The sequence below is a fragment of the Variovorax humicola genome, from assembly GCF_037889915.1.
Lineage (GTDB): Bacteria > Pseudomonadota > Gammaproteobacteria > Burkholderiales > Burkholderiaceae_C > Variovorax > Variovorax humicola.
The window spans coordinates 20923-39430 of sequence record NZ_JBBKZV010000005.1; the positions used below are offsets into that span (position 1 = coordinate 20923).

At 63.6% G+C, this 18508-nt stretch carries 16 protein-coding genes and 1 pseudogene; 7 read left to right on the plus strand and 10 right to left on the minus strand.

All coding sequences use genetic code 11. From position 1 onward, the window contains the following. Nucleotides 1-81: 81 nt before the first annotated feature. Entirely contained in the window at nt 82-819 is a 738-nt protein-coding gene (locus WKW80_RS10645) for a GntR family transcriptional regulator (protein WP_340363543.1), read from the plus strand. 230 nt (nt 820-1049) lie between these two features. Here the strand turns inward: WKW80_RS10645 and WKW80_RS10650 are convergent, their stop codons facing one another. After that, nucleotides 1050-1505, minus strand: coding sequence for an RrF2 family transcriptional regulator (locus WKW80_RS10650; protein WP_340363544.1), 456 nt, complete (start codon nt 1503-1505; stop codon nt 1050-1052). A gap of 69 nt (nt 1506-1574) precedes the next feature. Continuing rightward, nucleotides 1575-1979 carry a group III truncated hemoglobin gene (locus WKW80_RS10655; RefSeq protein WP_340363545.1) on the minus strand — a complete coding sequence of 135 codons (405 nt, stop codon included), beginning with the start codon at nt 1977-1979 and terminating at the stop codon, nt 1575-1577. Nucleotides 1980-2080: 101 nt separating this feature from the next. Between WKW80_RS10655 and WKW80_RS10660 the strand changes: the two genes are divergently transcribed. Continuing rightward, on the plus strand, nt 2081-2494 hold the full coding sequence (locus WKW80_RS10660; RefSeq protein WP_340363546.1) for a PAS domain-containing protein: 414 nt from the start codon (nt 2081-2083) through the stop codon (nt 2492-2494). A gap of 270 nt (nt 2495-2764) precedes the next feature. On the opposite strand, the gene WKW80_RS10665 is transcribed toward WKW80_RS10660, so the two are convergent. Next, nucleotides 2765-3250, minus strand: a complete 486-nt coding sequence (locus WKW80_RS10665; RefSeq protein WP_340363547.1) for a hypothetical protein — start codon at nt 3248-3250, stop codon at nt 2765-2767. A 701-nt stretch (nt 3251-3951) separates the two neighbouring features. On the opposite strand from WKW80_RS10665, the gene WKW80_RS10670 reads away from it, so the two are divergent. The 4 genes and pseudogenes from WKW80_RS10670 to WKW80_RS10685 all read left to right on the plus strand — a co-directional run. Then, nucleotides 3952-4932 carry an ABC transporter substrate-binding protein gene (locus WKW80_RS10670; RefSeq protein ID WP_340363548.1) on the plus strand — a complete coding sequence of 327 codons (981 nt, stop codon included), beginning with the start codon at nt 3952-3954 and terminating at the stop codon, nt 4930-4932. A 449-nt stretch (nt 4933-5381) separates the two neighbouring features. Then, nucleotides 5382-5717 carry a hypothetical protein gene (locus WKW80_RS10675; protein ID WP_340363549.1) on the plus strand — a complete coding sequence of 112 codons (336 nt, stop codon included), beginning with the start codon at nt 5382-5384 and terminating at the stop codon, nt 5715-5717. Between the two features lie 11 nt (nt 5718-5728). Then, nucleotides 5729-6067, plus strand: coding sequence for a hypothetical protein (locus tag WKW80_RS10680; protein WP_340363550.1), 339 nt, complete (start codon nt 5729-5731; stop codon nt 6065-6067). Nucleotides 6068-6458: 391 nt separating this feature from the next. Further along, nucleotides 6459-6572 (plus strand): annotated as a pseudogene (locus WKW80_RS10685) (aldehyde dehydrogenase); the annotation flags it as partial. Here WKW80_RS10685 and amrS read toward each other — a convergent pair. The 3 genes from amrS to WKW80_RS10700 form a co-directional block, all read right to left on the minus strand. Continuing rightward, nucleotides 6573-7649, minus strand: a complete 1077-nt coding sequence (amrS, locus tag WKW80_RS10690; RefSeq protein ID WP_340363551.1) for an AmmeMemoRadiSam system radical SAM enzyme — start codon at nt 7647-7649, stop codon at nt 6573-6575. Further along, on the minus strand, nt 7646-8446 hold the full coding sequence (amrB, locus tag WKW80_RS10695; RefSeq protein ID WP_340363552.1) for an AmmeMemoRadiSam system protein B: 801 nt from the start codon (nt 8444-8446) through the stop codon (nt 7646-7648). Before amrB ends, amrS begins: the two co-directional genes overlap by 4 nt. Nucleotides 8447-8652: 206 nt before the next feature. Then, on the minus strand, nt 8653-9156 hold the full coding sequence (locus tag WKW80_RS10700; protein WP_340363553.1) for a hypothetical protein: 504 nt from the start codon (nt 9154-9156) through the stop codon (nt 8653-8655). On the opposite strand from WKW80_RS10700, the gene WKW80_RS10705 reads away from it, so the two are divergent. Then, on the plus strand, nt 9136-13881 hold the full coding sequence (locus WKW80_RS10705) for a RecQ family ATP-dependent DNA helicase (protein ID WP_340363554.1): 4746 nt from the start codon (nt 9136-9138) through the stop codon (nt 13879-13881). The two genes, WKW80_RS10700 and WKW80_RS10705, sit on opposite strands and share 21 nt — an antisense overlap. A gap of 143 nt (nt 13882-14024) precedes the next feature. Here the strand turns inward: WKW80_RS10705 and WKW80_RS10710 are convergent, their stop codons facing one another. The 4 genes from WKW80_RS10710 to WKW80_RS10725 all read right to left on the minus strand — a co-directional run bounded on the left by WKW80_RS10710 (nt 14025) and on the right by WKW80_RS10725 (nt 18508). Beyond that, nucleotides 14025-15335 carry a porin gene (locus tag WKW80_RS10710; protein ID WP_340363555.1) on the minus strand — a complete coding sequence of 437 codons (1311 nt, stop codon included), beginning with the start codon at nt 15333-15335 and terminating at the stop codon, nt 14025-14027. 199 nt (nt 15336-15534) lie between these two features. Beyond that, nucleotides 15535-16506 (minus strand): DUF1177 domain-containing protein, encoded by a 972-nt coding sequence (locus WKW80_RS10715; RefSeq protein ID WP_340363556.1) that lies wholly within the window; start codon nt 16504-16506, stop codon nt 15535-15537. Between the two features lie 20 nt (nt 16507-16526). Next, nucleotides 16527-17282 (minus strand): dipeptidase PepE, encoded by a 756-nt coding sequence (gene pepE, locus WKW80_RS10720; RefSeq protein WP_340363557.1) that lies wholly within the window; start codon nt 17280-17282, stop codon nt 16527-16529. Beyond that, the gene (locus WKW80_RS10725; protein ID WP_422822894.1) at nt 17279-18508 is read right to left on the minus strand and encodes an aminotransferase class V-fold PLP-dependent enzyme; all 1230 of its coding nucleotides are present in this window, start codon (nt 18506-18508) and stop codon (nt 17279-17281) included. The genes pepE and WKW80_RS10725 overlap by 4 nt, the downstream gene beginning before the upstream one ends.

The window sequence follows — 18508 nt, forward strand, 5'->3', positions numbered from 1 at the left end:
AAGAAGTGATGCAGCGAATCTTGTGTGCAGGAAGTCCTTGTTGCATACAATCGAGGCTCTCCTCGCTTCCACCGATCCTGTATGGACTCGCAACAATCCCGTGTACTCGTGCAACTCCGCGACCTGATCCTCAAGGGCGAATTCGTGCCGGGCGAGCGGCTGGCGGAGATACCGCTCGCTGACAAACTCGGCGCATCGCGCACTCCGGTGCGGCTGGCGCTGGCCAGCCTGGAACACGAGGGGCTGATCGAACAGTCGCCGGGCGGGGGCTACCAGATGCGTCGCATCACGTCGCGGGAGATTGCCGACGCGATTCGCGTGCGGGGTTTGGTCGAAGGCTTCGCGGCCCGGCTGCTGGCGGAAGAGGGCGCGTCGCGGCAGTTGCTGCGCGACCTCCATAGCTGCCTCGAAGAGGGTGACAAGACGGTCAACAAGCCCACCATGGACCTGGACGATTACGCGGCCTACGTCGAGGTGAACGACCGCTTCCACCAACTGGTCATGCAAGGCTGCGGCAATGTCGCCCTCCAGCGCATCATGGAGATGCTCGACCGCCAGCCGTTCGCCTCTCCCAGCGCCATGCTTCCGATGCAGTCATCGATGAAGGAGGAAGGTCACGAGTGGATGCGCCAGGCCCAGCGCACGCACCATGCGCTCGTTCAGGCCATCGAGCGAGGGCAGGGCTCGCGCGCACAGGCTCTGGGCGAAGAGCACGTCGAGATCGCGCGCATGAACCTTGAGTACGCGCTCGAGCGTCCCGAACTGGCCGCTGAACTGCTGCCAGGCCTCAAGCTGGTGGCGGACACGACGCGCGGCTGATCGCACGCAAGCCAGGCGGCGGCGCAGGATCTCCCTCCAAGCTCTGGCTGCAAGCTCGACCAGCTGCTTCCTGAGCCAGCGCTGCGACGGCTCATGTTCGTTGCGCTGGCGCCAGATCCCGCGTAGCGTGGCGCGCGTCGCCCGATGCGGCCGCTGCGCCGAATGAAAGCCCGCCGCGGTTTCCGCTGACTGCCGCTACGCAGTTGCGCGCCAGCAGAGCCAGAAGCGCCTCACGACAGCGCCCGACGATGCACTTTCATCGGGACCGCGCCGACGCTGACGGTTCCGGTCGTCCGCAGGGCGTCGGCCAGCGTAAAGCCGTCCAAATGCGCCAGAAATCGCTGAAGCGCATCGTCAAGGATGCCCGCAAGTCCGCAGCGACCCGTCAGCGCGCAGGTGCTGTCTGTCCCAAAGCAATCGACGAGCTGGAAGTTCGCCTCGACAACGCGCACCAGCGCGCCCAGGTTGATGTCTTCAGGGCGGTGGGCGAGCCGAAGCCCGCCGCCTTTGCCGCGCACGGTCCCGATCCATCCTTGCAAGCCCAGCTGATGGGTGACTTTCATGAGATGAGCTTCCGAGATGCAATGGGCCTGGGCGATCTCGGCAATCGTGCACAGGCGATCCGGACGTTGCGCGACATACATCAGCAGTCGCAACGCGTAATCGGTCATTGCAGTCAGCCGCATGGTTGCTCCGCGTTCAGCTCGGCGCCATCGCCGCGGATAAAAAGTGTCGCATCAGCAGTGTGGAGCGATTCAGCCATGCTGCAGTTCGGTGGGCACGGTCTCTGGACGGCGGCTTATCTGGTAACCGTACCAGAGGCTTTCGGCGATTCGCTGCGCCGTCTCATACGCCTGTTCGCCCATGGCGCGGTTTGGCTGCGCGGCGGTCGCTTCGCGAAACAAGGCCAGCCAGCGTTCGAACAGCTGCGCATTCAGATTGGGCAAGGCCACATGCTTGGGCATGGGCGTTCCGCGAAACCTGCCGCTGCCCAGGAGGATCGACGACCAGAAGTCCGTCAGCTTCAACAAGTGGTACTCCCAGTCACCGACGAAGGTGTTGAAGACTGGGCCGAGTTGTTCATCCTGGCGCACCGCGTCATAGAAGCTGCGCACCATGGCCGAGATTTCCTGTTCACTGCAGAGGTCAGACGGGCGCAAGGGACTTCTCCTTTGAAAGAATTATCTGTAATATATCTTATAGACGTCGAACGGACTGCGCAATCCGGGGCGTTGACGAATCGCTAAACGCGGACAAGAAAATGCCTTCCCACGATCCAATAGATGTCCTGGTCCTTGAGCAAGCGGCGGAAGCCGTCATCTACGCCAATAGAGCAGGCGTGATTGAGCGCTGGAATGCCGCTGCAGTGGCGATGTTTGGCTACACCGCTTCCGAAGCGCTGGGGCAGCATCTGGACCTGGTGATCCCCGAGCATTTGCGCAAGGCGCACTGGCGGGGTTTCGACGCCGCAATGGAGAACGGCAAGACCCGACTGGGCGGGCGTCCGATGATGACTCGAGGGTTGCACAAGACAGGCCAGAAGCTCTACCTGGAGATGAGCTTTGCCTTGGTGAGTGACGCCACCGGCTTGGCGCTCGGAGCGGTCGCTGTGGCCAGGGATGCGACCGAACGGGTCGAGCGCGAAAGGGCGGCAATGGCGGCGCAGCCGCGTTGACCAGTAAGGCATCCGCGACGGTGGCAATGCATCCGCAGCAGCAACCGACCGGGCTGATTCCAATGGATCGGTCTGCTGCATGACGCGCCGCGGCATTTGCGTAAGTCAGGGGTGCGCGCCGTAGCAAAGTTGAATAGACGCGAGTTGTGCTCCACGCGCAGTCCCAGACAACATCCAAGGCAGGGCTCCTTTGCACTGCGCACCCCTAACTTCTGGCTACTCTCCGAATGGCGGCACGGATGAATGCGTGGGTCATGGTCATGTGTGTGCTCAATCGATCGCCATCGCGGCGACGATTGCAAGGGCATTGGTGAGGATTGGGGTCGCCACGGCCAGCATGAAGATCGGCTTGTAGGCCTGCTTGTGCGTCAGACCGACGACGGCCAGCGCCGTGATGACAGCGCCGTTGTGCGGCATCACGTCCAGGCATGCGGTCGCGGGGCTGGCAATGCGGTGGATCGCCTCGGGGTTGAGACCCAGCGCCAGAAACTGTTTCGCGAAGAGCTCCATCGCGATGCCGAGACCGCCGGATGCCGAGCCCGTGATGCCGCACAGAAGCTGATCTTGGGGTGTGCACTGCAGCATTTCCTCAACCTCGGGCAGCGCGCAACCTAGCGTTTCGGTATCCGCGCTTTGGCGTCGGTGCTCAGAAGGATTTGCGGCGTCGGCACCCCAGCTTCTGGATACTCTCCGAAACCGAGATCGCCCCAGGGCGGCGACGCTGGTGGACTGCCTGCTTGACGCCGTTGTCGGCATTCCGCTCGCGTGGCGTGCGGAAGCACGAAGGAAATCGGGGGCCCCGGCCATCGGGACGCTGGGGGGCACTCAATTCCTTCCGACGGAAGCAATCCCAAATCTTGTTGCAAAAAAAGAGAGCCATCGGTGGGTGGTCCACTCTTGATGGCTCTGGAGAGCCGCCGACCGAAGGGGAAACACCGATCGACGTACTTGCAACCTTTTCGGTTGGAGCGCCAGGAGCGGCAAAGGTTCCCTATTTGTTTCTCGTTCGGCGCTCTACCCGGGACAGCCGGGGTGACCGGCCGGCTATTTCGTCTTTCTGACCGGAGTGCTCATTTTTCGTGCATGTATGGACCCGGCGCCTTTTGCAAGCTCTTTTCGGTGACGTCAAACGGTCTGCATGCATGTATACGGCTTGCCGATGGGCACGCCGAAACACGCCCGCAGCCTCGATGAGATCCGCACACCCTGTCCTCAGCAGATTGATGGCTTGAGCCTAAAGGAGCAGCCGGCACGAAAAACAGGCATCTGGGTGTTGGTCCAGCCAGTTTTGTCATCGCTTCCGAAAGCTTCGCAAGCCAGTGCTGGGGGTGTTTGCCTCCCGTATTACATGTGTTACGTGATCAAGTCGATCAGCGCTGTTGGCCCCGACCGAAAACAGTGAGGGTGGTGAGATTTCTGCCTTGCGCGCGCCCGTTGAAAGGCGCACGCTCACTTCCATGAAACGACGCATGGTCCTGGGTACCGCGTTAGCCCTTGCGTTGATGCAAAGCAGTTCGCGGATTCTTGCGGCCGACAGCAAGGTGCTGCGGCTCGGTTGGGTCACGGCACAGACGCAGGCCAGCCTGACGCCCTACATCGCGGCGCTGCGCGCGGCGCTGGTTCAACTGGGTTATGTGGAGGGCCGCAACCTGCAGATCGAGTTCCGATACGGCAACGATTCGGAAGAGAAGGTACCCGAGCTGGTCGAGGAACTCGAGCGTATTCCGGTCGACATCCTGCTGGCCCAAGGCACCGCGGTGAGCATCATCAGCCAACTTCCGGTGAGCGAGCCGGTGGCCTACGTCTTCAGTGGCGACCCCGTGATGGCCGGCTTCGCGCAAAGTCTCGCGCACCCAGGCGTCAACATGACCGGCCTCACTTTCATGGCAGAGGAGCTCAACGGCAAGCGGCTCGAGATGTTGCGCGAAATGGTGCCGGCCCTGCGCGACGTTGCCGTCGTGGCAAACCCAGAACACCCGGGCTCGCAGTTGGAGCATCACTACACCGACACTGCGGCCCGGCGGCTAGGGCTGCGCGCCCATTACTTCCCGGCCCGAACGCCCACCGAGCTCACTGCCGCACTGAACGCAATGGCGGCCTCGCCGGCGCGCGCACTGTCGATCTTCAGCGATGGTTTCGCGGTGGCGAACCGGAGGCAGATCATCGACTTCGCGACGACGCGCAAACTACCGGTAATGTCGGGCTGGCCCGTATTCGCCGACAGCGGGGCGCTCTGCACCTACGGGCCGCGCCTGGTCGATTCCTATGCGCGACTCGCTTGGTATGTCGATCGCATTGCAAAGGGTGCGAAGCCGGCGGATTTGCCGATCGAGCGGCCCACCACTTTCGAGCTGGTGTTGAACCTGAAAACGGCGGGTGCGATCGGGCTCACCATCCCGCAATCGATGCTGGTGCGGGCCGATCGGTTGATCCAGTAGATGAACGAAACACCCGAACTCGACGTTCAAGTCAGCCCCAAGGTTCCCGCAGCCGCCGTGGAAGCTTGCCTTGCATACTTCCATTGAACGCTGCACCCCAACTGGAAGGGGCCGCTCGTCACATCAAATGTGGAAGAACCATCCTTGCTACTTCACGACTATGGACGGCGCTATCGTCAAAGCCGAGCCCGAAATCTCGATGCGACGCGGGACTGCTCGAGATGGCCACGCAGCCCCACATTGGGCCGCTCTTACGAAGCGCGGGTCCCGTCGGCTCAGTCAAGCTGCCCGTCTCGCAGGTCGTCATGCCGTCCGCGAAGCATGTATGCGAAAGGAACTTGTGATGACTGACTCGACACGTCGGTCAAGTTGCGCAAGGGCGACTTTGCGGCCAATGAGCAACGCCCGATCCCCAGCCACCACCGGCCTCCGTGGGACACGAAGTCGCGTTGGCGATTCTCTCGGGGACCGCGGTGCTGGCCCTCCTCTACTTCGGACGCGAGGTACTGGTGCCGATCACCCTTGCGCTGATCTTGAGCCTCGCCATCGCGCCAATCGTCCGGCTCCTGCGTCAAGTCGGCCTCGGCCAGGTCGGTGCCGTGCTCGCCGCCCCCGCGGCCCTCGGCGCGCTTTTGGTCGGCATGGTGATGATGCACTTGCTTGTGCCAACAAGCGCCTCGTCGAAGTTGTTCAGCGGTGGGGCCCGATTCCCCGATTCGGCCGCCAGATCGTTGCAATGCAAGCGAACACGGCCTGCATTGGGTAGCATTCAAGGCAGTCGTTGAGGAGCTGCCCCATGAGCAATCGATCCATCATCGTTAAAAGCGACACCGCGCTTCGCGAAGCGGAGGCTCAAGAGTGGGAGGTCGTGGAGCCCACCAGAACCGCACCTTTCACAACCTTCGCCTACTCGATTACCGAGATTTCCAGTTTTGGCGGCCGAACCCGCGTCAAGTCCAGTACGACGCGGCTAACAGACGGCAAACTCGTTTCGGAGAAGTTTGACGGCGAGCTCGACGGCAGCGCTTACGAGCGAATGGCCATGCAGGCCAGCGAACAGTTCGCCAGTCAGCTGCGTTTGCTGATGCTGCCGTTCAGCTGGTTACTTCCGCGTTCTCGAGACCGAGACGAGTAGTCGAACGCCGGAGCGCCCCTCTTTGCCTCCGTCTTCCTGGACGGCAAGGCTGAACGCGGCCGAATGGATTCCTCTCGACCGAAAAGGACGGCAGCGTCTTCTTCCTCCAGAACCCGAAGGCCCGGGTACGCGGAGCGCTGTCGGTCCGGATGGCCATCAGGACGGAGCGACGGTCAGTCGTTCCGGGGCTATTGTTCATGTGACGAGGATGCAGTGTGATTTGGGGTGATCTCGGTTTCGATGCAATTTGTGGCGCTTGAGCGGATTTTCCGGTTGCACATCAAAGACCTGGGCCGAAGTTCGACCAGGGCAGTTCTCCAGCGAGTAGCAGGCCCTCGCCATCGCCAACCGCCACAAATTGCACCAAAGCCGAGCTCACACCACGCAGGGCGGCGGGTACCGCGAAATTGGCTCCCATGCCTGGAACCAGTCCGTGCGGCGCGCGACCAACACTATCAACTACTCGACCGAGCTGCCGTTCGCACAAGGCATCCAGTTCGGTTGACTACGCCGCCAGTCGCACCGGAATTCGCCGGCGCCCGAAGCCGCTCTTGAATGCGCCGAAGCGGCCGGCAATGGGCGTGCCGCAATGCGGACATGCGCCGTGTTCGTCGATTCGGCAATCCAGCACCAGGTACCAGTCGCGCTTCACCAGGGGCTCGCGGCACGAGGGGCAGAAGGTGGTTCCGCCTTCGACGTCGTGCACGTTGCCGGTGTAGACGTATCGCAGGCCGTTGGCGAGCGCGATCGCGCGAGCGCGCTTGAGCGTGGCCGGTGGGGTCGGTTCCACGTCGAGCATCTTGTAGTCCGGATGGAAGGCCGTGAAGTGCAATGGCACGTCGGGACCGAGATGGTCCGCGATCCATCGTGTCATCGCATCGATCTCGGCGTTGTCGTCGTTGTGGCCCGGAATGAGCAGCGTCGTGATCTCGAACCAGCAGCGGGTTTCGTGGCGCAGGTACTGCAGCGTATCGAGCACCGGCGCGAGATGCGCGCCGGTCTGCTGGAAATAGAAGCGCTCGGTGAAGCCCTTGAGGTCGACGTTCGCGGCGTCCATCCGGTCGTAGAACGCGCGGCGCGCGTCGGCGTGCATGTAGCCGGCGGTCACTGCTACGCTGCGAATGCCGAATGCGTGGCAGGCGTCGGCGGTGTCCATCGCGTACTCGGCAAAGATGACCGGGTCGTTGTAGGTGAAGGCCACGCTGTCGGCGCCGCTTTCGCTCGCGGCCTGCGCAATGCGCTCGGGGGATGCCGCATCCATGAGCCGGTCGAATTCGCGGCTCTTCGAGATGTCCCAGTTCTGACAGAACTTGCACGCGAGATTGCAGCCCGCCGTGCCGAAGCTCAACACGCTGCTGCCGGGCAGGAAGTGGTTGAGAGGCTTCTTCTCGATCGGGTCGATGCAGAAGCCCGAGCTGCGTCCGTAAGTGGTAAGCACCATCGCGTGATCGACGCGCTGCCGCACGAAGCACATGCCGCGCTGGCCCTCGTGCAGCCGGCAGTCGCGCGGGCACAGGTCGCACTGGATGCGGCCGTCGTCCAGGCGATGCCACCAGCGTGCGGGCGCGTCCATCGCACTCATGCCTCGAACGCGATCGCCGTGTAGCCGACCACGCGGTCATGGCCGCCGGCGGTGTCGCCGGAGTTACGCAGGTCGAGCAGGCGCGGCTTCAGGCCGTGATGGCGTGCAGCGCGCAGGGCACCGTTGATCGCCTCGCAGCCGCAGGCTTCGTGCGGCGTGAGTCCCGCATCGAACCGCAGGATGCGCTGCACGGTGGCATGGTCAACCGTCTTCGCCTTGGCGTACGGCAGGTAGTGCGAGAGGTCGGAGCTGATGACGATCAATGTCTCGTCGCCGCCCCAGAGCCGTTCGAGCACCTCGGCCACGGCCTGCGCACCTGTGTCGCCGACCACCAACGGCACGAGCGTGAACTGCCCGAGCGTCGCCTGCAGGAAGGGCAACTGCACTTCGAGCGAATGCTCCTGCGCATGGGCCCGGTCGCTGCGGATCACCTGCGGCAGATCGGCGAGGCGGTCGAGCGTCTCGCGATCGATGGGCACCCGCCCGAGCGGCGTCTGGAAGGCGTCGACCTCCGCTGCAGCGAGATCGTTCACCCACACGCGGTGCGCGGGCCCCAGTAGCACCACACGGCGAATGGCTGGTGTGTGCGTGCGTCGCAGCAGAGCATAGGCACTCGCGGCGATCGCGCCGGAATAGGCATAGCCCGCGTGCGGCGCGATCAGCAGCTTCGCGCGTGGATGTACAGCCTCGGCCTCGGGGCCGATGTCATGCAAAAAGCCCTCCACCTGTTCCCGCAGCGCGGTCGGCGCGGACGGATAGAACAGGCCTTCGACGGCGGCATGGCGCACGGCTGGCATGGAAGCGGCTCCTGCCACTCAATTTGAACCTTCCGGCCTCGAAAATCAATCCCTGGCGGCGGCCGCCGTGGCGGCGCTGCCCGCAAAAAGATCCGCCTTAGGTTTGCTGCGGCGCACACCCCTCGGATCTGGCTACTCTCATCGGGCAGCGAAGACCGCCCTCTTGTCGAAGCAACTCACTGTCTGATACAAGTGACCGCTTCCTCTCATGCCAGCCTTTGGCTGCGTTCCCGTTGGATACGCCTGTCGTCGATTCCTTGCGCGCTCGTGCTCGGCGCATTGCCGCCGAGGGTCGACTTGTTTCCATCGATGTCGAAGCTCATCCCGAACTGGGCAATCGGATCTTCGCCGTCGGCGCCGTGCGCTCCGACAACGCGGACGCTTTCAACGGCGCCTGTTCGCCCGCCAAGGCGTCCTCGGTTGTTGCCGCCCTGAACCGCTTTGCGCGCGAGGGCAGGGTACTGCTGGGGCACAACCTGCGGCGCCATGATTTGCCTCTGCTGCGCGAGCAATTGCCACAACTCGAATGCCTGCATTGGCCGGTGCTGGACACCCTCGAGTTGTCGGCACTCGCCTTTCCCAGCAATCCCTATCACCGGCTGGTCAAGGGCTACAAGCTGCTCACCGATGAGCGCAACAACCCGACAAGGGATGCGCGGGTAGCGCTCAATGTGTTCGAGGAGGCCGTCGTGGCGCTGCTGGAAACGCATGGGCAGGAGCCCTGGTGGCTCGCGCTCCTGCACTTCCTCTTGCGCGACGATGAAGCCATGGCCACGCTGTTGTCCCAAGTCCGGGAAGAGACGGCGCCCACCGGTGAGACGGCCGGGCACATCGTAGCGACCCGCTTCGCCGGTCGATGCTGCGCCACTCGCCTGCGCCAGCTGACGGCGGAAGTCGCGCAGCCATTCGACGGGCACGACCCGTGGTCCGTCGCCTTCGCCCTCGGCTGGATCCGGGTCTCCGGCGGCAACTCCATCCTGCCTCATTGGGTCTTTCACGAGCTGCCCGACGTCCGGCAGATGATCGCCGAGTTGCGCGAGATCGACTGCGGCCAAGCCGACTGCCCGTACTGCCGCCACAACCACCACCCCGAGTCGCTCCTGTCGGCGCTGTTTGGCAAGCCGGGCTTCCGGGCACATCCAGCCGCGACCGATGGCACGTCCCTGCAACGCGCCATCGTCAGCGCCGGCTTGGCGCGCGAGAGCTTGCTGGCCGTGCTGCCCACCGGTGGCGGCAAGTCCATCTGCTATCAGCTTCCCGCTCTGGTCCACTATCGCCGCTCCGGCCGTTTGACCGTCGTCATCTCCCCGCTGCAGTCGCTGATGCGCGACCAAGTGGAGAACCTCATGAAGGCCGACATCCAGTGCGCGGCCACTGTCAACGGAATGCTCACCCCGTTGGAGCGACGTGATGTGCTGGAGCGCGTGCGCCTGGGCGACATCGGCATCCTGCTGGTGTCTCCCGAGCAGTTCCGAAGTCGTACCTTCGTCGAGGCGATCCGGATGCGCGAGATCGCCGCCTGGGTGTTCGACGAGGCGCACTGCCTGTCCAAGTGGGGGCACGACTTCCGCACGGACTATCTCTACGTCTCCCGCTTTGTTCGGGAGCAGTTCCCGGGTCAGGCGCCCATTGCCTGTTTCACCGCCACGGCCAAGCCCGACGTCATCGAGGATCTGTGCAATCACTTCCAGGAAAGCCTGCAGATCGAGCTGAAGACTTTCCTGGGCGGCCACGAGCGAACGAACCTGTCCTACGCCGTGGTGCCCACCGCGGGCGGGGAGAAGCCCCAGCGCATCGTCGAGTTGCTGCGCGATGGCCTGCGCAAGGAAGACGCCGCCGTGGTGTTCTGCGCCACCCGAAAGAGCGCCGAGACCTTCGCGCGGATCGCTGCGCAACAAGGCATCTCCTGCGCCTGCTATCACGGAGGCCTGAGCTCCGAGTTGCGCAAGGACACCCAGCGCAGGTTCCTGGAGGGTGAGTTGCAGGTGATCGCGGCCACCAACGCCTTTGGCATGGGGGTGGACAAGCCCAACGTCCGGCTGGTCATCCACGCGGAGATCCCCGGTTCGCTCGAGAACTACCTGCAGGAAGCGGGCAGGGCAGGGCGCGACGGCACGCAAGCCCGATGCGTTCTGCTCTTTGATCCCCAGGACGTGGAAACGCAGTTCCGGCTCTCCTCGTCCTCCCAGCTGTCGCAGCGGGATTTCGTCGGACTGCTGCGCGCCCTGCGCGGCCAAGCCAGGAAGTTGGGCAAGGACGAGATCGTCGTCTCGGCCAAGGAGCTTCTCGCGCAAAGCAGCGGGACCGGGATCGACATCGACGCACCGGACGCCTCCACCAAGGTGACCACCGCCATCGCCTGGCTCGAGCGGAACAGCTTTCTCGCGCGCAACGAGAACGCGACCAAGGTGTTTCCTGCGAGCCTGCGGGTGGCATCGCTGCAGGAAGCCAAGGACCGCATCGACAAGGCCAACCTGTCGGCCAGCGTCCAGCAGAAGTTCCTGGCCGTCGCCACGGCGCTGTTTCGCTCCGACACGCCCGAGGGCCTGAGCACCGACGAACTCATGCTCGATGCCGGCATCCAGCCGGAGGAATGCTTTCGGATCGTCCACCAGCTGGCCAAGCTGGGGATTCTCGTCAACGACCTCGGGCTGACGGTGCGCCTGATACGCGGCGTTCGAGGGGCATCCGCGTCCCGCCTCGAGTTCCTCTGCGCCCTGGAAAGGGAACTCCTCGAGCTCATGGCGGAGTACGCACCCGACGCCGATCAGGATGATGCCCAACAGCACCTGAATCTGCGGGCCGTCTGTACGGAACTGCGCAGTCGGCTCAAGCATGAAGACGAGGCGGTGCAAGTGGACCCCACGCAGGTACGAGCCTGTCTGAGAACGATGGCCGATGGATTCGGCTCCGGCAATGACAAGCGCGGCATGATCCAGCTGCAAACGCTCGGTGACGACACCTTGCGCGTGACCTTGCGTCGCCCGTGGTCGCAGATCCGGCGGATCTGCGAACTGCGACGCGCCGTCGCTCAAGTCACCCTCACGCGGCTGCTGGCCGAAGTCCCGGACGGCGTCAAAAGCGCCTTCCTGGTGGAGTGCAAGGCGCAGGCGTTGATCGATGCGCTCACCGACGACCTGGCGCTCAAGGTCCAGCTGCGTGAGCCAGAGGTTGCACTGGAGCATGCGCTGCTGTACCTGCACCAGACGCGAGTTCTGGAACTGGACAAAGGGCGCTCGATCTTCCGCTCGGCAATGACCATCCGGATGGAGGGGGACACATCCCGACGCTTCAACCAGGCTGCCTTCGCGCCGTTGGAGGAGTTCTACAAGGAACGAACCCTGCAGACCCACGTCATGCACGAGTACGCCAAGCTCGGTGTGGAAGATCCGGCGCAGGCGCTGCGCCTGGTCAAGGCGTATTTCACTCTGCCGCACAAGCAGTTCATCAGGGAGTTCTTCCGCGGACGGACCGACCTGCTGGAGCGCAAGACCACCGATGAGTCCTATCGGCGAATCGTGGACGATCTCCAGCATCCTGTGCAAGAGGCACTGGTCACCCGGGCCAGGACCGGAAACCACCTGGTCCTGGCCGGCCCCGGGTCAGGCAAGACGCGGGTGATCGTGCATCGCATCGCCTACCTGTTGCGGGTGCTGCGCGTGAGCCCAGGCCGCATCATCGCGCTCGCCTACAACCGAGGCGCGGCGATCCAGCTGCGCCGGCGCCTGCTGGCCCTGGCCGGCGAAGACGCGCGGGGCGTGCTCGTCATGACCTACCACGCCATGGCGCTGCGCCTGACCGGCACCAGCCTCGCTGGGGCCGAGCGCACCGCAATCAACATCGACTTCGGCAAGATGCTCCAGGACGCCGTCGATCTTCTCGAAGGCAGGAGTTCGGCCCTGACCGACGCGGACGAGATCCGGGATCGACTGCTACAGGGCTATGAGTACATCTTCGTCGACGAGTACCAGGACATCGACGAGCAGCAGTACGCCCTCGTCAGCGCCTTGGCTGGGCGCCGGCGCGCCGACGCCGACACCAAGCTGAGCATCATGGCGGTGGGCGACGATGACCAGAACATCTATTCCTTCAAGGGCGCGAACATCGAGTTCATCCGGCGCTTCCAGAGCGACTACGAAGGCGAGCTCACCTACCTGGTGGAGAACTTCCGCTCCACCCAGAACATCATCTCGGCGGCCAATCACGTGATCCAGCGCGGGGCCGACCGGATGAAGATCGATCACCCCATCCGGATCGACGCCCGGCGCAAGGATGATCCGCCCGGCGGGCGGTGGGCCGAAGTCGACAAGGAGAGTCGCGGCGCGGTGCGCCTGATCACCAGTCCGGCCGATCCGAACCTCCAGGCCCAACTGGTCTACGCCGAGATCCAGCGCATCCGACGCATCGACCCGGCAGTCAAGCTCTCCGAGATCGCGGTGCTCTGTCGCACACACGCTCCGCTGGAGAAGATGAGGGCCATCTGCGATGTCGAAGGGCTGCTCTTCGAGGTCACGGGTCCGGAGGCAGCCAAGGGCCAGATCTCGCTCATGCGCACACGTGAAGGCTGGGCACTGGCCCGAGCGCTTCGACGGCGCCAGCTGCGCATGATCCGTCTTGGCGCATTGCGCAGGCACGTGAATTGGCAACGGCGGGCGCAACCGAGGAATACCGCGCTGCTGGACTTGCTGGACATCCTCGAGGACATCGCATCGACGCTTCAGGCGGACATCGTTCCCGCCGCAGAAGTGCTCGAACTCTTCTACGAGACGGCAGCAGAGATGCGACGAGACGGCCGGGAAAGCGCCGTCAAGCTGATGACCGCGCATGCAGCCAAGGGCCTGGAATTCGATCACGTCATCGTGATGGACTGTGCCGACTGGCGCTGGGATCAGGAAGATGAGCGGCGACTTCTCTACGTGGCCATGACGCGGGCGCGGCAGTCATTGACCTTGATGCGGGCGGAGGGTGGGCGCAATCCCTGTCTCGTCGATTTGGGGACGGTGGATGGCGTGCAGGATCAGTTGCCGGCTGTCCGACCTCTACATCGTGCGGACCTCGAGCGTCGGTATGTCATGCTGGGACCGGCCAGCATGGACATTGGGTTCGCCGGGCGCAAGGCGCCGACGGATCCAACTCACCGAGCGATCGCATCACTACGACCTGGAGATGCGGTGGAAGTGAAGGGGCGATTCGTCCAGGCGGTGTCGGGTCAGATCGTTGGCCGGCTGGCCACGAGCGTGGACGAGATCCCCCTTCAACGTGGGAACGCGTTCGTCGTCGCGGTGATGGTTCGAACGCGATCTCAGACGCCAGAGGACTACTTGCCGTCCTTGCGAGTGGATCAATGGGAGACGCCGCTTGTGGAAGTCCAACTGGCCGCCGGAGAAGCTGGCGGAGGCCGAACGGAAGGTCCGCTCTCCCGCTCTCCACGCTGAAGTGGAGCTGAACCGGCGAAACCTGACGCTCCGTGGATGGGCTCAAAGGGGGGATCTCGGTTTCTGAAAGCGGGCAGGGCGGGGCAGTGCACCCCCCCAGCTTCTGGATACTCCTATTGCGACAGCGGCCGCCAAGCGTCAGATCAGAAAGCGTGGCGGATACCGAAGTCGTAGCCGTAGGCCTTGTCAGCTTGGTAGCCACCGTTCGGGGTCAGCAGGAACGTGTTGGTGAACTGCGGGCTGGTCGACGAGTTGAAGGAGCTGTTGGCGGTCAGATTCAGGCCATTCTTGTTCTTGACGAACGCAGCCGTTGCGTACAGAGCGGTGCGCTTCGACAGGTTGTGCACGTAGCCGATCGCGAACTTGTCAGCCTTCGGGTCGCCCTGGTTCAGCGCTTGCAGCGAGATGGCAGCCAACGTCGGGGTCGACGTGTAGTTCAGTTTGACAGCCGAGTAGGCCACGCGGATCAGGCCAGGACCGACCGGCACGGTAGCGCCGAGCAGGTAGCCGTCACCCTTGAACGAGCCCGTGCCGAACACCGGCGTAACGAAGGTGGTCGGGTCGAAGTTGATGTCGTTCTTGGTGCGCGAGATTTCGCCGAACAGCTTGACAACGCCGAAGTCATACGAAGCGCCGAGGTTGGCCGTCTTGACCTTGGTGGTCGAGCCAGCGTAGTAGTCGTCGCCGGTCGTGCTTTCGCCGTAGGCAGCAGCAACGTCCAGGCCGCCGTTGGCGTAGCCGAAGCGACCACCGGCGTAACGACCAGCGCGCTGGCTGTTCAAGACGTTGGGAGTCGTTGCGCCCGGGGTGTACTTGATGGATTCGGCGAAGGCGTACTGCACCTGGCCATAGAAACCACCCAGGTTCGGCGGCAGGAAGTAGCCGACCGAGTTGCTGGCGCGGATGTAGTTGTTGTTCGAGAACAGACCACGATTGACGCTCACGCCGCCTGGGCCAACGACCAGCGAGCGCGGACCTGCGTTCATCGTGTAGATCAGGTTGGCACCAACGCCGTTGGTGTTGAACGAATCGAACACGGTGTCGTTCCAGAACGTGGGCGTGTAATCACGGCCGAGGCGAAGCTCACCGAAACCACCCGACAGGCTCACAGTCGAACGACGATCGAACGCGGCCAAGCCGACAGCGCCGCTGTCAGCAGTGATAGCCGATTCGAGCCAGAAGCTCGCAGCCAGTCCGCCGCCGAGGTCTTCCGTTCCCCGGAAGCCGACCTTGCTCGAGTTGTAGCCCGAGTTGGACAGAGCCCATTGGCTCTGCTTGAGGTCGCCGGTGCCGACAAAGTTGAGGACGGGTGTGCCGGCAAAGCCGACGAATTTGCTATTGGTTTGGTAATAGCTGACTGCCGCGTCAACCACGCCGAACAACGTGACAGACGACTGAGCCGAGGCGACACCAGCAACAGTCAAGGAAGTCAGAGCAACTAGGGATTTTTTCATTTGCAAGTTTCTTCAAGGTTGGAAATTGGGCTCCGGTGCAGCGGGCTCACCGTGGCTCGCATCCGTGGCTTCCACCACGGTATAGAGCTGCGAGGTCTTGAGGCTGCGAACATGTCCGGGCAGCAGGCCGCAACGGCGATGTTGCCGTCACCTGCGCATCGGGGGCTTCGTAGTTGAAGCCGAAAAGAGGGCCTGGGCCTCAGACCGCGCGGCCGTTGGTCTGGAACACCGACAAATCGACGTAACGCTTACGCATCAGGTCCCATTCCGCCAGGTTGAAGAAATCGCATCCATAGTTGGCGTCGTCGTTCGTGAAGCGTTTGCCGACCTCGATGCAGAAGCGCACGACCTCGGCAATGTCCACTTCATGGTTGGCGCTCGAGTCGCTGCCGCCCACGACTGAACTGGCCGTCACTGCCACCCCCACCACCGGTGCCTGAGTCGCCACGTGCGGCTGCATGATGCTGTTGAAGTGGTATAGGCCATTGCCGTAGGGCGTGATGTCCTGCAGCGTGATTGGGAACGTGACCGCGGATTGCCCGGTGGTCGATTCCATGATCGCCACGAGATCCGGCGCGACCCGCAGGATGTAGCCCTGCATTGCCGTCGGAGAAATCGCGAAGCCCCGGTGCTTGACGATGCGATTGCCCTTGGAGGCATCGATGGACAGGATCGCGTCCATCTCGGGCGTCACCTGGTAGCGGTTCATCGTTTCCGACGACACCGGCATGCCCATGAAGGGAATGCCCTCGTTGTTGGTGATCGACGCATTGGCCGAGACATGAGTGGTGACAAGCACGTCGCCGCGAAGGTGGTCGCCCCTTGCCTTCATTTGCGCAAGCTTGAGCGCTACCGCCAGTGCACCGATGGGACCGTCGGCGTCCGACACCATGCCTGTGCGGGAGGGCCAGGCCCCTGCTGCGCCGTTGCGGCCGACCACGCCCAAGGTGCGGGCGCTGCCTCCTTGGGATTTGCCGCCGGTGCCGGGAATCAGGATCGATATGAAGTCGGTGGTCTTGCGCGGATCTTCCGGCGCCTCGTTTTTCAACGTTGTCACGGTGACCTTCACGCCAGCGGCGGCATAGGGCGCAAACATGTCCGCGAATGTCTGGCCGTTGGCGCTGGCGCTGTCGAGCGCTTCATACACGGCAAGGGTTTGTTGCAGAGCCATTCTCTTGTCTTTCAGGTTGATCAGCGAGCAAACGCTGGCCCGTTGGCGCCAGCCGCAGGACCGCGTACTTGATCGAGGTCGAACGTAGTGCCCTCCGGCAGCGAACGGGTGCTGCCGTCGGATTCGAATACCAGCGCGGGCCGCTCGCCAAGCACGGTGGCGCGCTCGCCCGTGACGTGCAGCGCCGTGCCCTCGGGCAGTGCAAGCACCTGTTCCGGCGCATTGATGTGCAGGAACTCCGCCAGACGCTCCTCGCGGCTTTCACCGTTGTAGCCGACTGGCTTGCCGCTGACGAAATGCGGATTGATCTGGAAAGGCACCAGGCCCATCGCACTCAATGACGGCGGCTGCACGATCGGCATATCGTTGGTGGTCCTGATGGTCGGGCAGGCCACGTTGCAGCCGGCGCTCCAGCCGACGTAGGGCGTCCCTTCTGCCACTTTCGCGCGGATCGCGTCGACCAGACCCGCGCGATACAGGCGGTCAAGCAAGGCGAACGTGTTGCCACCACCTACGGCAATTGCATCGGCCTGTTCGATGGCACGCAGCGGGTCGTCGGCATGGTGAATCGATTCCAGCGCGTAGCCGAGGCGTTCGAACACGGGCTTGACCATGCCCTCGTACGTATCGAAGCTGAAGGTGACGCCGGCAAAGGGCACGAACACCACCTTGCGCGGCTCGTTGCGCAGCAATGCATGCAGTTGCTGGCCGGCGTGTTCGAGGTAGCCCAGCGTGTCCTTGCGCGAACTGCTCATGAGGAGGATGCGACGATTCATGAATGTTCCTTGGATGTCCTGTGGATGGGTTGAAGATTGCGGATCGCGCGGATCGCGCGGATCGCGGCCACCATGTGGTCGATGTCCTCGCGCGTGTTGAAGTAGTGCAGCGACACGCGCGCCATGGTCGACACGCCATAGCGCGCAAGAATCGCGTCCGCCATGAAGCCACCTGCTTCGATGATGCAATGCTGCTGTTCGAGCGCCGCGACGATGCGCGATGGATCGGTGCCCCGCAGGTTGAACGGCACGATGCCGATGCGGCCCTTGGCGTCAGGCGGGCCGTAGAGCTCGAAGCCATCGATGCCCGACAGGTGCCCGATCGCATAGGCGGTCAATTCCTGCACGCGGGCCTCGATCGCTTCGATGCCGATCCGTGTCGCATAGTCCAGCGCCGCGCCGAGGCCGACGATGGACGGCACGATCGGACAACCCGCCTCGAAGCGGCGCGCACCGGCCACGAAAGACAGCGCACCGGTCTGGCGGTCGTAGCTGCCATTCCACCAGCCGGCAAGGACGGGCTCGATCGACCCGATCAATGCCTCGCGGATGTACAGGAAGCCGGTGCCCTCGGTGGCGCGCAGGGCCTTGCGGCCGCAACCGGCCAGGAAGTCGCAACCGATGTGCTCCACGTCGACGCCGACCAGGCCGACGCTTTGCGACGCGTTGACCAGCGACCAGAAACCATGCTTGCGCGCCACGGCACAGATCTCCGCCGCCGGCTGGACCACGCCCGTCGAATTTGGAATGTGCGAAAAAGTCAGGAGCCGGGTGCGTGGTGTCACGGCCTGCGCAAAGGCCTCGGGGGACAAGCGCCCCTGGGCGTCGGAGGCCACCATCTTCACCACCACGCCGTGTGTCACTTCGAGCCGCCGCCATGGCAACAGGTTGCTGAGCATTTCGGTGTCGGCCACCAGGACCTCGTCGCCACGCTGCCAGTCGATGCCGCGTGCAATCAGCGAGATGCTTTCGGTCGCGTTCTTCGTGAACGCAACCTCCTGTGGCTGCGCTCCGAGGAACAGCGCGAGGCGCTGGCGGACGCCTTCGACGCGCTCATAGGTGGCCTTGCGGAATGCAGGCAGATAGATGCCGATGTGGCCCGTGTCCAGCACATAGGTGCGCACAGCGTCCAACACCGCATCGGGCGGCAGCGAAGCGGCCGCGGTGTCCATGTAGACGGTGGACGCCAGCAATGGCGTGTCTGAGCGGATGGCCTGGATGTCCAC

Bases quoted from the DNA above. Each gene is read 5' to 3' on its own strand.
- WKW80_RS10665 (WP_340363547.1), bottom strand. From the start codon at position 3,250: ATGCCGACAACGGCGTCAAGCAGGCAGTCCACCAGCGTCGCCGCCCTG.
- WKW80_RS10700 (WP_340363553.1), bottom strand. From the start codon at position 9,156: ATGCGTTTCCAGCAGCGCCACGACGGCCTCCTCGAACACATTGAGCGC.
- WKW80_RS10680 (WP_340363550.1), top strand. From the start codon at position 5,729: ATGAGCAATCGATCCATCATCGTTAAAAGCGACACCGCGCTTCGCGAA.
- WKW80_RS10660 (WP_340363546.1), top strand. From the start codon at position 2,081: ATGCCTTCCCACGATCCAATAGATGTCCTGGTCCTTGAGCAAGCGGCG.
- WKW80_RS10715 (WP_340363556.1), bottom strand. From the start codon at position 16,506: ATGGCTCTGCAACAAACCCTTGCCGTGTATGAAGCGCTCGACAGCGCC.
- amrS (WP_340363551.1), bottom strand. From the start codon at position 7,649: ATGAGTGCGATGGACGCGCCCGCACGCTGGTGGCATCGCCTGGACGAC.
- WKW80_RS10670 (WP_340363548.1), top strand. From the start codon at position 3,952: ATGAAACGACGCATGGTCCTGGGTACCGCGTTAGCCCTTGCGTTGATG.
- WKW80_RS10710 (WP_340363555.1), bottom strand. From the start codon at position 15,335: ATGAAAAAATCCCTAGTTGCTCTGACTTCCTTGACTGTTGCTGGTGTC.
- WKW80_RS10645 (WP_340363543.1), top strand. From the start codon at position 82: ATGGACTCGCAACAATCCCGTGTACTCGTGCAACTCCGCGACCTGATC.
- WKW80_RS10650 (WP_340363544.1), bottom strand. From the start codon at position 1,505: ATGCGGCTGACTGCAATGACCGATTACGCGTTGCGACTGCTGATGTAT.
- pepE (WP_340363557.1), bottom strand. From the start codon at position 17,282: ATGAATCGTCGCATCCTCCTCATGAGCAGTTCGCGCAAGGACACGCTG.
- amrB (WP_340363552.1), bottom strand. From the start codon at position 8,446: ATGCCAGCCGTGCGCCATGCCGCCGTCGAAGGCCTGTTCTATCCGTCC.